Source organism: Streptomyces sp. NPDC041784 (assembly GCF_055591025.1).
The window spans coordinates 22,896-36,119 of record NZ_JBVJAB010000003.1; the positions used below are offsets into that span (position 1 = coordinate 22,896).

13 protein-coding genes are annotated in these 13,224 nt (G+C 73.1%); 10 read left to right on the forward strand and 3 right to left on the reverse strand.

The window, feature by feature from the left end; translation table 11 throughout:
* Nucleotides 1–28 precede the first annotated feature (28 nt).
* Nucleotides 29–1,252, forward strand: a complete 1,224-nt coding sequence (gene ccrA, locus ACZ6D7_RS06880; protein WP_469484626.1) for a crotonyl-CoA carboxylase/reductase — start codon at nucleotides 29–31, stop codon at nucleotides 1,250–1,252.
* An 89-nt stretch (nucleotides 1,253–1,341) separates the two neighbouring features.
* Here the strand turns inward: ccrA and ACZ6D7_RS06885 are convergent, their stop codons facing one another.
* Complete coding sequence (locus ACZ6D7_RS06885) at nucleotides 1,342–2,826, reverse strand: class I adenylate-forming enzyme family protein (RefSeq protein WP_469485966.1); 1,485 nt, start codon at nucleotides 2,824–2,826, stop codon at nucleotides 1,342–1,344.
* A complete protein-coding gene (locus ACZ6D7_RS06890) occupies nucleotides 2,826–3,074 on the reverse strand; it encodes an acyl carrier protein (RefSeq protein ID WP_469484629.1) in 249 nt (82 codons plus the stop codon). Before ACZ6D7_RS06890 ends, ACZ6D7_RS06885 begins: the two co-directional genes overlap by 1 nt.
* Before the next feature lie 213 nt (nucleotides 3,075–3,287).
* Between ACZ6D7_RS06890 and paaA the strand changes: the two genes are divergently transcribed.
* From paaA to kynU, 9 genes are all read left to right on the forward strand, one after another.
* The gene (paaA, locus tag ACZ6D7_RS06895; RefSeq protein ID WP_469484632.1) at nucleotides 3,288–4,436 is read left to right on the forward strand and encodes a 1,2-phenylacetyl-CoA epoxidase subunit PaaA; all 1,149 of its coding nucleotides are present in this window, start codon (nucleotides 3,288–3,290) and stop codon (nucleotides 4,434–4,436) included.
* On the forward strand, nucleotides 4,433–4,741 hold the full coding sequence (paaB, locus tag ACZ6D7_RS06900) for a 1,2-phenylacetyl-CoA epoxidase subunit PaaB (protein ID WP_469484634.1): 309 nt from the start codon (nucleotides 4,433–4,435) through the stop codon (nucleotides 4,739–4,741). Before paaA ends, paaB begins: the two co-directional genes overlap by 4 nt.
* Complete coding sequence (gene paaC, locus ACZ6D7_RS06905; RefSeq protein WP_469484637.1) at nucleotides 4,728–5,501, forward strand: 1,2-phenylacetyl-CoA epoxidase subunit PaaC; 774 nt, start codon at nucleotides 4,728–4,730, stop codon at nucleotides 5,499–5,501. The genes paaB and paaC overlap by 14 nt, the downstream gene beginning before the upstream one ends.
* A gap of 65 nt (nucleotides 5,502–5,566) precedes the next feature.
* A complete protein-coding gene (gene paaD, locus ACZ6D7_RS06910) occupies nucleotides 5,567–6,055 on the forward strand; it encodes a 1,2-phenylacetyl-CoA epoxidase subunit PaaD (protein ID WP_469485969.1) in 489 nt (162 codons plus the stop codon).
* 9 nt (nucleotides 6,056–6,064) lie between these two features.
* Nucleotides 6,065–7,264: a 2Fe-2S iron-sulfur cluster-binding protein gene (locus ACZ6D7_RS06915; protein ID WP_469484640.1), complete on the forward strand. Its 1,200-nt coding sequence runs from the start codon at nucleotides 6,065–6,067 to the stop codon at nucleotides 7,262–7,264.
* 112 nt (nucleotides 7,265–7,376) lie between these two features.
* Nucleotides 7,377–8,153 (forward strand): SDR family oxidoreductase, encoded by a 777-nt coding sequence (locus ACZ6D7_RS06920; protein ID WP_469484643.1) that lies wholly within the window; start codon nucleotides 7,377–7,379, stop codon nucleotides 8,151–8,153.
* Between the two features lie 103 nt (nucleotides 8,154–8,256).
* Nucleotides 8,257–9,105, forward strand: a complete 849-nt coding sequence (locus tag ACZ6D7_RS06925) for a tryptophan 2,3-dioxygenase (RefSeq protein WP_469484646.1) — start codon at nucleotides 8,257–8,259, stop codon at nucleotides 9,103–9,105.
* A complete protein-coding gene (locus ACZ6D7_RS06930) occupies nucleotides 9,095–9,940 on the forward strand; it encodes an alpha/beta hydrolase family protein (RefSeq protein ID WP_469484649.1) in 846 nt (281 codons plus the stop codon). The genes ACZ6D7_RS06925 and ACZ6D7_RS06930 overlap by 11 nt, the downstream gene beginning before the upstream one ends.
* Complete coding sequence (kynU, locus tag ACZ6D7_RS06935) at nucleotides 9,937–11,193, forward strand: kynureninase (protein WP_469484652.1); 1,257 nt, start codon at nucleotides 9,937–9,939, stop codon at nucleotides 11,191–11,193. The genes ACZ6D7_RS06930 and kynU overlap by 4 nt, the downstream gene beginning before the upstream one ends.
* 41 nt (nucleotides 11,194–11,234) lie before the next feature.
* On the opposite strand, the gene ACZ6D7_RS06940 is transcribed toward kynU, so the two are convergent.
* Nucleotides 11,235–13,100 carry a M1 family metallopeptidase gene (locus ACZ6D7_RS06940; RefSeq protein ID WP_469484655.1) on the reverse strand — a complete coding sequence of 622 codons (1,866 nt, stop codon included), beginning with the start codon at nucleotides 13,098–13,100 and terminating at the stop codon, nucleotides 11,235–11,237.
* Nucleotides 13,101–13,224: the final 124 nt, after the last annotated feature.

The following is a 13,224-nucleotide window of genomic DNA, read 5'->3' on the forward strand; positions in this document are numbered from 1 at the left end:
CACCGAACCGACGCTCAGGAGACTCCCCGTGAAAAAGGACCTGTACGAACTCGGCGACGCCCCCGAACTCGGCACGGCACCCCAGCGGATGTACGCCTCGCTCATCCGTCAGGAGCGCTACGGTGAGCCGATCGGCGCCTTCCGCACCGAGGTGGTGGACGTGCCGCCGCTGCTGCCGGGCCAGGTCCTTATCAAGGTGATGGCGGCCGGTGTCAACTACAACAACGTGTGGGCGGCGCTCGGTTCACCGCTCGACGTGATCGGCGCCCGGCAGAAGCAGGGCGCCACCGAGGACTTCCACATCGGCGGCTCCGACCTGTCCGGCATCGTGTGGGCCGTCGGGGAGGGCGCGCGCGGGGTGAAGCTCGGCGACGAGGTGACCGTCCTCGCGTGCCGCTGGGACGAGTCGGCCGAGGACATCCGGCTCGGCGGCGACCCGGTCACCTCCTCCTCCCTGCGGGTCTGGGGCTACGAGGAGAACTACGGCTCGTTCGCCCAGTTCGCGGTCGTCGACGACTACATGGTCCACCCCAAGCCCGCCCGGCTGAGCTGGGCCGAGGCGGCCTGCTACATGGCGACGGCGGCCACCGCCTACCGCCAGCTGTTCGGCTGGCAGCCGCACACCGTACGGCCCGGCGACCCCGTCCTCATCTGGGGCGGCGCCGGCGGTCTGGGCAGCATCGCCATCCAGCTCGTCAAGCACGTCGGTGGCATCCCGGTCGCCGTCGTCTCCAGCGAGGAACGCGGCGAGTTCTGCGTGCGGCTGGGCGCCAAGGGGTGGATCGACCGCCGGGAGTTCGACCACTGGGGCCGGCTGCCGCACACCGACGACGAGGCCGCCATGAGCGCCTGGCTGTCCGGCGCCCGCGCCTTCGGCCGCCGCTACTGGGAGGTGCTCGGGGAGCGCCGGGCCCCGCGCATCGTGCTGGAGCACTCCGGCGCCGACACCATCCCGACCTCGATCTACATGGTCGACAACGCGGGCATGGTCGTCATCTGCGGCGGCACCACCGGCTACAACGGCGACGTCGACCTGCGCTTCCTGTGGATGCGGCAGAAGCGGCTCCAGGGCTCGCACGTGGCCAGCCGGCGCGAGGCCCGCGAGGTGACCCGGCTGATCGAGCAGGGCGCGATCGACCCGTGCCTGTCGCGGACGTTCGGCTTCGAGGAGATCGGCCTGGCCCACCAGCTGCTGCACGAGAACCGGCACCCGGCGGGCAACATGGCGGTCCTGGTCAACGCGGACGCGTGAACGACGAGGAGGGGCCGGCGACTTCAAGTCGCCGGCCCCTCCTCGTGTCCCGGTCGTGCCGGTCGTGCGGTGGTGGACCGCTGCCGGTCTCAGCCTCCGGCCCGGAGCAGCTTCTTGATGATCTTCCCGGCGGGGTTGCGCGGCACCTGCTCGATGAACTCGATGCTCCGGGGCCGCTTGTAGGGGGCGAGGTTCTCGCCGAGGAACCCGAGCAGCGTCCGGGCGTCGGTGCCCTCCGCGGCCACCACATACGCCAGCGGCACCTCGCCGAAGTCCTCGTCCGGGATGCCGACGACCGCCGCGTCCTCGACCGCCGGATGGGTCAGCAGGACGCGTTCGATCTCCGAGGGGTAGACGTTCTGCCCGGCCCGGATGATCAGGTCCTTGCTGCGGTCGACCAGATGGATCCGGCCCGCCTCGTCGAGGAACCCGAGGTCCCCGGTGCGCACCCAGCCGTCGGTGGTGGTCTCCTCGGTGGCCGCGGGGTCGTTCCAGTACCCCTGCATCAGCCCGGGGCCGCGCACCACGATCTCCCCGACCTCGCCGCGGGCGACCTCCCGGCCGTCCTTGCCGAGGGAGCGCGCCGACATGCCCGGGACGACCCGGCCGCACGGGATGCGGGCGCTGACGTCACCCGGCGCGGGATGCTCCTCCGGGCCGAGCGTGACGAACGGGCCGCCGACCTCCGTCATGCCGTACACCTGCCGGAAGCCGCAGCCCAGGCGGTCCACGGCGGTGGCGTACACGTCGAGGGGCATCGGCGCGGCGCCGTAGAGGATCTCCCGCAGCGAGGACAGGTCGGCGCTGTGCGAGGCCTTCGCCTGGAGCAGGAACCGCAGCATCTGCGGGACCAGCCAGACATGGGTGGCCCGGTGCCGTTCCACGGCGGCCAGGGCCCGCTGCGGGGTGAAGCCGGGCATCAGCACGACGGTGGCCCCGGCGGCCAGATAGGTGAGGGAGACGACCATGCTGCCGTGGTACAGGGGGCAGCAGTTGACCATCACGATGTCGTCGGTGGGCCGGGCGACGGCCAGCCAGCCCAGCGCGATGGCCCGGAACGACCCCTCGTCGACGGTGACACCCTTGGCCTGGCCGGTGGTCGCCGAGGTGTGCAGGATGGCGACCGGGTCGGTGTCGGGAACGACGGGCAGCTCGGCGGGCGCCGCGACCGTGCCGAGGGCGGTGAAGACGGGCTTGTCGAGCGCCACCCGGATCCGGACGCAGGCGGGCAGCTCGGTGTGCCGGTCCAGCAGCGCGGACTCGCCGAGCACCGCGACCGCGCCGACCCGCTCGATGATCCCGGCCACCTCCGGCACCGCGAGGCTGTGGTTGAGCGGGACGAACACCGCGCCGAGCCGGGCCAGCGCGAAGTAGCTCTCCAGCACCTCGATCCGGTCCAGGGAGAGCACCGCGACCCGGTCACCTCGCTCGATGCCCAGCTCGCCCAGACCCCGGGCGAGTTCGGCGGTACGGGCGTCGAACTCCGCCCAGGTGACCGAGCGTTGCTCGTCGACGAGGGCCAACCGGTCGGGGAAGCACTGCCGGTTGCGCTCCAGGAGCTGGGTCAGCCACATCACGCGCCGCCCGACACACCGCCGGCGGCGCGCTCGGCGACGAACCGCTCGTAGTCGCCGATCGTACGGAGCTTCTCCATGTCCTCGGCGGTGATCTCCACGCCCGTACGCTGCTCTACCAGCAGCACCAGCCGCACCAGGTCACCGGAGTCGATCCCGCTGCCCGCCAGGTCGACCTCGTCGCCGATGGTCTCCGCGTACTCGACCGTGCCGGTGAGTTCGACCAGCAACTCCCTGATGGAGCTCATGACTTCCCCTTCGATTCGATCTCGTCCTGCTCGTCCTGCGTGTCATCAGGGGAAGAGGAGGGGACGCCGCCGCACACTCCCCGGCACCACGGGTGACATGTGTCACGCGGTCATGCCGCGGGCGGCCGGGATAGCGGGCCGCCTCCGCCGCCTCTTGTATCGGTGAGAGCCCCCGGGGAGGTACGCCCCGGGGACGCCCGAGGCGAGGGAGTGATGGTGGACACGGCCGAGGCGAGCGTTCAGGCGGCCGGTACCGCGCCGGATACGGAGGCCGTGCCGGTTACCGGTTCCGTGCCGGGTACGGGCGCCGCGCCGGGCACGGACGCCGGGCCGGACACGGAGGCCGCCCTCACCGCGCACTTCGAGGCGCTGCTGCGGGCGGGCGAGACCGTCGAACCGCGCGACTGGATGCCCGACGGCTACCGCCGCATGCTGCTGCGGCAGATCGCCCAGCACGCCCATTCCGAGATCATCGGCATGCAGCCGGAGGGCTCCTGGCTCACCCGGGCTCCCTCCCTGCACCGCAAGTCCGTGCTGCTCGCCAAGGTCCAGGACGAGGCCGGCCACGGTCTGTACCTGTACGCCGCCGCCGAGACCCTCGGCGTCGACCGCGTCGACCTGCTGGACGCCCTCCACCGGGGCCAGCAGCGCTACGCCGCCACCTTCAACCACCCGGCGCTGACCTGGGCCGACACCGGCGCCATCGCCTGGCTCACGGACGGCGCCGCCGTCGTCAACCAGGCACCGCTGACCAGGACGTCGTACGGCCCCTACGCCCGCGCGATGCGCCGGGTCTGCCAGGAGGAGGCCTTCCACGTCCGCCAGGGCTACGACCTGATGAAGGCCCTGTGCGAGGGCACCCCCGCCCAGCGGGAGATGGCCCAGGACGCCGTGGACCGGTGGTGGCTGCCGGCCGTGGCCCTGATGTTCGGCCCGCCCGACACGCTCGCCGGCGGCGCCGACGAACGGACGGCCGCCCTCGGGGCCCGGGTGTCCCGGCAGGCCATCGCCTGGGGCATCAAACGGCACACCAACGACGAACTGCGCCAGCGCTTCGTCGACCACTGCGTGCCGCAGGCGGAGAGCCTCGGCCTGACCCTCCCCGACCCCGGCATCCGCTGGAACGAGGAACGCGGCCACTACGACTTCGGGCCCATCGACTGGGAGAGCTACCGGGGCGCCCTCGCCGACGACTCCCACACCGCCCGCCGGCGCGTCGCCCACCGGGTCGCCGCGCACGAGGACGGCGCCTGGGTCCGGGAGGCGGCCGCGGCGTACGCCGCCCGCGAGGGAGACCCGGAAGACGCCCTGGACGACGCTCCGCAAGACGCCCGGGAAGACACTCTGGAGGCCGCGCTGTGAGCCGGGAGACGGAGGGCGCGATGGCGTCCTGGGAAGTGTTCCTGCGGCCCCGCCGCGGCCTGTCCCACCAGCACGTCGGCGCCGTCCGGGCGAGCGACGCGGACATGGCCCTGGAACACGCGCGCGACCTGTACACCCGGCGGGGCGAACCGCTGTCGCTGTGGGTGGTGCGCTCCGCCGACGTGCACGCCGCCTCGCCCACCGAACGCGACCCGTTCTTCAGCAACGCCCGCCACAAGCCGTACCGCTATCCCGAGCACTTCGCCCCGCTGACCGGGGGAGGCGACCACGATGACGACGACTGAGACGCGGCACGCCCAGGACCTCGCCCTGCTCACCCTCCGCCTCGGCGACGACGCCCTCGTCCTCGGCCAGCGCCTGTGCCAGTGGATCACCCGGGCTCCGACGATCGAGGAGGACCTGGCCCTCTCGAACATCGCCCTCGACCTGATCGGCCACGCCCGCGCCCTGCTGACCCTCAGCGGCACCCTGGACGGCACCGGCCGCACCGAGGACGACCTCGCCTACGACCGCTCGGACCGGGAGTTCCGCAACACCCTGCTCACCGCGCTGCCGGGCGGCGACTTCGCGGTGACCGTCGCCCGCCAGCTCGCCTACAGCCACTACGCCGTCCTCTATTACGAGGCGCTCGCCGGCAGCACCGAACCGGGGCTCGCGGCCTGCGCCGCCCGGGCCGCCAAGGAGGCCGACTACCACCGGCGCCACGCCGACGGCTGGACCGTACGCCTGGGCCTCGGCACCGCCGAGAGCGGTCGGCGCATGCAGGCGGGCCTGGACCGGGTGTGGCCGTACACGGCCGAGCTGTTCGACGAGGACGACCTGGTGGTCCGGCTGGCCGGGACCGGGGCCGCCGCGTCGCCCGGCCCGCTGCACGCGGTGTGGCGGGAGCGGGTGCGCACGGTGGTGGAGCGCGCCGGACTGACCGTGCCCGCCCCGCACTGGGAGGCGCGCGGCGGCCGACAGGGTCTGCACGGCGAGGAGTTCGCGCCGCTGGTCGCCGAACTCCAGTCGGTGCACCGGCAGTTCCCCGGAGGCATCTGGTGACCGGCCCGGTTCGCGGCACCGTCGCCGCCTCCGCCTCCGCCTCCGCCACTGCCTCCGCGGCCGAGGTGCGGCCGCTCTCCGCCGACGAGGTCCGCGCCCGGGTGCACGCCGTCCCCGACCCCGAGCTGCCGTTCGTCACCCTCGGCGAACTCGGCGTCGTCCGGGGCGTGTTCACCGCGCCGGACGGCCGGATGGAGGTCGAGTTCACCCCCACCTTCCTCGGCTGCCCCGCCCTGGCCGAGATCGCCACCGCCCTCGCCGAGGCGCTCGCGGAGTGCGGGCACCCGGACGGCCGGGTCCGCCAGGTGCTCACCCCGGCCTGGAGCACGGACCAGATCACCCCCGCCGGGCGGCGCGCGCTCGCCGAGCACGGCATCGCCCCGCCCGGACCGACCACCGCCCCGAGATCCGTCCGGATCGGTCTCGGCGCACCCTGCCCGAACTGCGGCAGCCGGGCCACCCGCCCGCACTCACCGTTCGGGCCGACCCGCTGCCAGTCGGTCCTGGTGTGCACGTCCTGCCGCGAGACGTTCCCGTACCTGGCCACGGTGTGAGGCGCCACCATGAACACGACCACCACGTCCACCACGTCCACGACGTCCACCACGACTACGACGTCCACCACGACTACGGCGACTCCGACGACCACCGCACCCGCACCGGCCGCGACCGCCGCGACGGCGACCCGCCGCACCGGCTGGCACCGGCTCACCGTGACCGGCAAGGAGCCGCTGACGCAGGACGCCGTCGCCGTCACCCTGGCCGTCCCCCCGGACCTCACCGCCACCTTCGCCGCCGCTCCGGGCCGGCATGTCGTCGTACGCCACCGGCCGCCCGGCCGTGAACTGCGGCGCACCTACTCGGTGTGCCCGCCGCCCGACGACCCCGGCGCCCTGCGCCTGGTGATCCAGCGCAACACCCCCGACGGCTTCGGCGCCCACGCCCTCACCGCCCTCGCCGCCGGGGACACCCTCGAACTCGCCCCGCCCGCCGGGACGTTCGGCCTGCCCGCGATCCCCGGCGCCCATCACGTCCTGCTCGCCGGCGGCAGCGGCATCACCCCGCTGGCCACCATGGCGGCCGCCGCCCTGCGCGACGACCCCGGCTGCCGGGTCTCCCTGATCCACGCCGCCCGCACGGCGGGCACGGCCCTGCTGGCGGACGAACTCGCCCAACTGAAGGATGAGTTCGTCGACCGCTTCACCGCCCTGTACGTCCTCTCGCGCGAGCGCCGCGAGAGCGACCTGTTCACCGGACGCGTCGACGCCGACCGGCTGCGCCGTCTGCTCACCCTGCTCGGCGCCCGCCCCGACGGCGCCACCACGTTCAGTCTGTGCGGGCCGTGGGGCCTGGTCGAGACCGCGCGCACGACCCTCACCGCGTGGGGCGCGCCCGCCGGGAACATCCGCTGGGAACTCTTCTCCGCCGACGGTGCGCCCCCCGAGCCGGACCCCGCTCCCGCCACCACGGCCGGGTCCGCCCGGTCCGGCGTGGTCCGTGCGGTGATCGGCGGCCGGACCACGGCCGTGACGATGGCCCCCGACGACCGCGTCGTCCTGGACCCCGTGCTCCGGGCCCGCCCGGAGGTCCCCTACGCCTGCCGCGACGGCGTGTGCGGCAGCTGCCGCGCCCTCGTCGTGTCCGGCGAGGTGACCCTGGGCCGCCAGCACGCCCTCGACCCGCGGGACCTCGCGGCCGGCTACACCCTCGCCTGCCGTGCCCGGCCCGCCACCGACGACCTCACGCTCGACTTCGACGCCTGACGGCCTGACGGCCTGGATTACCCAGCCGACCTGGACGGCCTCGACGTCCCACCCTTCCCCCGACCGCTACTCCGCCCGCTACCCCGAACGCCCCCCTTGAAAGGACACGCACTTGACCACCACGGGACGACACCAGGACAGGACCGCCCTGGTCACGGGAGGCAGCCGCGGCATCGGCCGGGCCATCGCCGGACGCCTCGCCCGCGAGGGCGCGCTGGTCGCCGTGCACTACGGGCACGACCACAGCGCCGCCGAGCGCACGGTGAAGGAGATCGAGGCGGACGGCGGCCGCGCCTTCGCGATCCACGCCGAGCTGGGCGTTCCCGGCGACGCCGCCACCCTGTGGGACGCCTTCGACCGCGCCCTGGCCGCGCGCGACGCGGAGCCCGGGGTGGACATCGTCGTCAACAACGCGGGCATCACCCTGCCCAAGCCGATCGAGCACGTCACCGAGGAGGAGTACGACCGCGTCTTCGCGATCAACACCAAGGCGCCGTACTTCATCCTCCAGCAGGCCCTCGGCCGGCTCCGGGACGGCGGCCGGATCGTCACCATCTCCTCCGGCGCGACGAAGATCGCCTACCCCGCGATCGCCACGTACTCGATGACCAAGGCCGCGCTCGACAGCCTCACCCTCTCCCTGGCCCTCCAGCTCGGCCCCCGGGGCATCACGGTGAACACGGTCGCGCCCGGCTTCACCGAGACCGAGATCAACCCCACCCTCCAGAACCCGCAGATCCGCCAGGCGCTGGCCGCGGCCTCCGTGTTCAACCGGCTCGGCGCCCCCGCGGACATCGCCGACGTGGTGTCCTTCGTCGCGAGCGACGAGGCCCGCTGGGTGACCGGCCAGTGGATCGACGCCACCGGAGGCGTCCACCTCGGCCTGTGAGCACTCCCGGCCTGTGAGCCACCTCGGCCTGTTGAGCCGAGGGCCTCGCGTATCTCGCCGCATCCCGCCCACCCCCAAGAGCGGAAGCCCCAAGGAGCCATCCATGAACGACGGCACGTCCGCGCTCGCGGATCTGTCACCGGACGACCCGCTGGTCCAGCCGTTTCCCGGCGTGAGCCCCTACGACGACTACGTGCACGCCTCGGTCCTCAACTCCCTTCAGCAGCCGCTGACCGAGGCCGCCGACGAGATGGGCTTCCTCGTCACCACCCAGGTGATGGAACTCTGGTTCACCCTGATCGTCCACGAGTGGCGCACCGCCCGGGACGCCTTCACCAAGGACGACCTGGACGCCGCCACGGACGCCCTGGCGCGCAGCCGCCGCGCCGTCGGCGCCCTCGTCAGCTCCTGGGAGCCCATCGCCGCCCTGACACCCGTTCAGTTCAACGGCTTCCGGGCCGCGTTCGGCCAGGCGTCCGGCTTCCAGTCGTCGATGTACCGGCACATGGAGTTCCTGCTCGGCGAGAAGTCCGCGACCCTGGTCCGCGCCCACCAGGGCGACCCGACGGTCCACGAGGCGCTGCGCGACGCCCACCGGGAACCCTCGCTCTACGACGAGGTGCTGGCGTATTTGTACCGCCAGGGCCTGCCCGTGCCGGAGCACGTCCGGGAACGGGACGTCACGCTGCCCTACGAGCCCGATCCCGGGGTCGTCGAGGCCTGGCGGCACGTGTACACCGGCCCGCAGCACCACCCGCTGCTCGCGCTCGGCGAACTCCTCACGGACATCGCCGAACGCTTCACCCGCTGGCGCTTCGACCACGTCATGGTGGTGCGCCGCGCCATGGGCGCCAAGAGCGGCAGCGCGGGCTCCTCCGGGGTGGACTTCCTGAAGGCGCGCGCGGACCGGCTGGTCTTCCCCGAACTGTGGGCGGTCCGCGGTGACATCTAGGGTCATCTCGGCGTTCGCCGCCGAGGAGGAGAAGCGTGTCCTCTCGCTCCGGCCGGTCCTGGCACCCGTCCACGGCCGGTACGGCGACCACCCGCACCAGGTCTACGACGCATGGCCCGCCGAGGACCCCGCCGCACCGCTGGTGATCCTGCTGCACGGCGGCTACTGGCGCTACGACCGGATGCACCTCACCCCGTTCGCCGCCTACCTGCAACGACAGGGCTTCTCCGTGCTGCTGCCCGGCTTCCGCAGGTCCGGGGGCGCCGGCGGCTACCCCGAGACCTTCGACGACGTCGCCCGGATCGTCGACACCCTGCCCGAGGGACGGCCGTACGTGCTGGCCGGGCACTGCTCGGGCGGGCACCTCGCCCTGTGGTGCGCGGCCCGCGCCCTGCTGCCGCCCGCATCCCCCTGGCACACCACCCGACTGCCGCCGGCCGTCCTCGCCCTCGCCCCGCTGACCGACCTCGACGCCACCCGCCGGGACCGCCTCAGCGAGGACGCGGCACTCCAACTCCTGGGCGGACCCGCAGAGTTCGGCGAGCGACTGCCGTACGTCGACCCGCTCACGCTGCTCAAGGACGCCGGTACGACCGGGGTCCGTACCGTGCTGCTGCACGGCGAGGTCGACGAGGAGGTCCCGCTCACCCAGTTCGCGGACTACGCCGCCGTGCACCGGGACCTGGAGACCGTCGTCCTGCCCGGCACCGGCCACTACACGCTGATCGAGCCCGGCGCCCCCGCCGCCCAGGCCGTCGCCGACACCCTGCGCCGGCTGTCCGCTCCCCGGAGCGGGGACACCGGGCCCGCACCGGAGGAGTCCCCCCGACCGTGACCACCGCACCACCCGCCCACGCCGAACTCACCGCACTGGCCTCGGAGTTGGACGCCACCGCGCCCCTCGCGGACACCCGCGGCCGGTTCCTGCTCCCCGAGAACGTCGTGTATCTCGACGGCAACTCGCTCGGCCCGCTGCCCGCCGCCGTCCCGCCCGTCCTCGACGACGTCCTGCGCCGCCAGTGGGGGACCGACCTCATCGCCTCCTGGAACACCCACGCCTGGTGGGACGCCCCCACCCGGGTCGGGGACACGGTGGGCCGGATCGTCGGCGCCGCCCCGGGGCAGACGCTGGTCGGCGACTCGACCAGCGTGCAGCTCTACAACGCCCTCGGCGCCGCCGCGGCCCTGCGCCCCGGCCGCCCCCTGCTGGTCACCGATCCCGACCACTTCCCCACCGACCGGTACATCACCGACTCGGTGGCCGCCCGGCTCGGCCTCGAGGTGCGCCGGGTACGGCCCGCCGATCTCGGCCCTCTGCTCGCCGCCGAGGGCGACCGGGTCGCCGTGGTCGGGTACTCGCCCGTCGACTACCGCACCGGCGTACTCCACGACATGGCCGCGCTCACCCGGGCCGTGCACGAGGCCGGCGCGCTCGTCCTGTGGGACCTGTGCCACGCGGCCGGGGCGATGCCCGTCCACCTCGACGCGCTCGGCGTGGACTTCGCCGTCGGCTGCGGCTACAAGTTCCTCAACGGCGGCCCGGGCGCCCCCGCCTTCCTGTACGTCGCCGCACGGCACCACGAGCGGTGGAGTCCCGCCCTGACCGGCTGGACCGGGCACGCCGACCCGTTCGGGCTGCACGACACCTACACCCCGGCCCCCGGGATCGCGCGGGGCCGCGTCGGCACGCCCCCGATCCTCTCCCTGCTCTGCCTCGAGGCCGCGCTCACCGTCTTCGACGACCTCGACCTGGCGCAGGTGCGGGCCAAGAGCCTCTCCCTGACCGGCTTCCTGCTGCGCTGCGCCGACACCCTGCTGGACGGCCTGGGCTTCGAACCGGTCACCCCGGCCGACCCCGAACGCCGGGGCAGCCAGGTGTCGTTCCGGCACCCGCACGCCTACGGCCTGGTCCAGGCGCTCGCCGCCCGCGGGATCGTCGGTGACATGCGCGCCCCCGACCTGCTGCGCCTCGGCGTCAACGCCCTCTACCTCTCGCACACGGACCTGCTCAGGGCGGTGACGTGCCTGCGGGAGATCGTGACGACGGGCGCGTACGACCCGGCGCCCGAGCGCGGCGCCGTGACCTGAGACGGCACGGCCGCGGCCGTGCCGTCTCCCGCCCTTCCCGCTCAGCCCTCGATGCGGTGGGTGATCCAGAACGACGTCAGATCCGTGGTCGTGGCGGCCTGCGCGGCCGCCTTGAAGTCGGCCGTGGTCGAGACGCCGTACCAGTGCGCCGTGGCGTAGTCCTTCAGCAGGCCGGCCATGGCGGTCTCGCCGATCAGCCGCCGCAGGTCGTGCAGGGCGCACTTGCCGTAGCCGTAGACGACGGTGGAGTACCGGGAGGAGTGGGCGTCCCAGTAGGCCATCGAGTTGGTGATCTTCTCGGCGGACGAGGCCCAGGAAACACCGTTCCAGCAGTTGCTGCCGGTCTTTCCGAGCGCCAGGTCGGTGGCGTAGTCGGTGAACGACTCGTCCAGCCAGGGGCTGGTGTACTCGTCGTCGCCGACGATGCCGTACCACCACTGGTGGCCGATCTCATGGGTGAGCGCCGTGGTGCTGACCAGGTCGAGGACGAACCCGGGGTACTCCATGCCGCCGAACCAGAAGTTGTTGTCGATGACGGCGTCCAGCTCCCCGTACGGGTAGGCGCCGAAGCGGGAGGCGTGGGCGTCGACGGCCGTCCTGGCGGTGGTCAGCATCGACTGGGCGTCGGCGGAGCTGATGCCGGAGACGGAGTAGACGTTGACCGGGGTGCCGGCGGCCGAGGTACCGGAGATCTTGCTGAACGGCCCCGCCGCCCAGGCGAAGTCACGGACCTCGGTCGCGGTCGCGGTGGTGATCGTGCGGCCGCTGGAGCCGGGGGTGTCCACCGAGGTGCCGGTGGCCGGGACCAGCAGGGTGCTCGGGTGGTCGAGGGTCACGCGGAAGTCCGCGGCCAGCGAGTAGAACGCCTCGCCGTTGTTGGTGTACGGGTCCAGGTGCCAGCCTGCGCCGTCCTTCACCGCCAGCACCGGCAGCGCGTTCCCGATGAAGCTGAAGGCACCGTCGTGACCGAAGCGGTCCGCGCCGCTGGGCACCGAGATGCCCAGGTCGAAACCGATCGTGGCGCTCTGCCCCTGCGCGAGGGGGGTGGGCAGGGTGATCGGGAGCGCCGTGCAGCCGACCGAGAGCGCGCCCGCCGTCCCGCCGGTGACGTTGGATACCGTGATCGGCGTCGAGGAGCAGGTGCCGTGGTAGTTGTCCCACAGCCGCAGGTACACCTCGGCGAGCGGGGTGGCGGAGGCGTTGGTGAAGGTCGCGCTCTGGTGCCCGGTCCAGACCGTGCCGGCGGCGTTGCTGCTGAGACTGACCGTGTACGACGGTGAGACGGGCGTCCGCGTGGAGTCGGCGGGCGGGGGCGTGTCGCCCGCGGTGTTCAGCGCGATGTCGTCGAGGACGAAGCTCGACCGGAGGCTGGAGTCCTCGGTGCCGGTGAAGGCGAGCGTGACGGTCTGGCCCGCGAACGCGGACACGTCGAACGACTTCTGTACGTACCCGGTGTTCTTGTCGAGGTTCGAGTAGGTCGCAAGGGTCGTCGAGCCGATCTTCGCCGTCAGCTTGTCGTAGGCGATGGAGGACGTCGTCTCGGTGGTGTCGATGTGCAGCCAGAAGGTGAGGGTGGCGGCGGCACAGCCGGAGGGGACGGTCACGCTCTGGGTGAGCGTGTCGGTGCGGGTGGCCCCGGTGCCGCCCAGCCAGGCGAAGCTCGTGCCGCCGTGGGCGGTCTGCCCGGTGCGGCTGGTGATCACGGACGTCGACGACTGGGTCCAGGAGGCAGCACCGCTCTCGAAGCCGCCGTTGGCGACCACCTGGGCCGGGGTGCAGACGGCTTCGGCTTGCGGTGCGGCGGCCGCCGGTGCGGCTGCCGCCGGGGTCGCGGGGAGGGAGAGGGCGGCGACCGCGGCGAGAGCGAGCGCGCTCGCGGACAGGGCCGTGCGGGGGGTGGGTCTCACACGTGGCTCCTTTGTGGGGTGTGCCGAACGGAGAGAGCAGCGGTGTGCGACGGGTGAGGGAAGCCTTACAGGTTTGACAAGTCCATGCCACAAGGGCAAGGCAAAGGAATTCCACAGCGAGCGG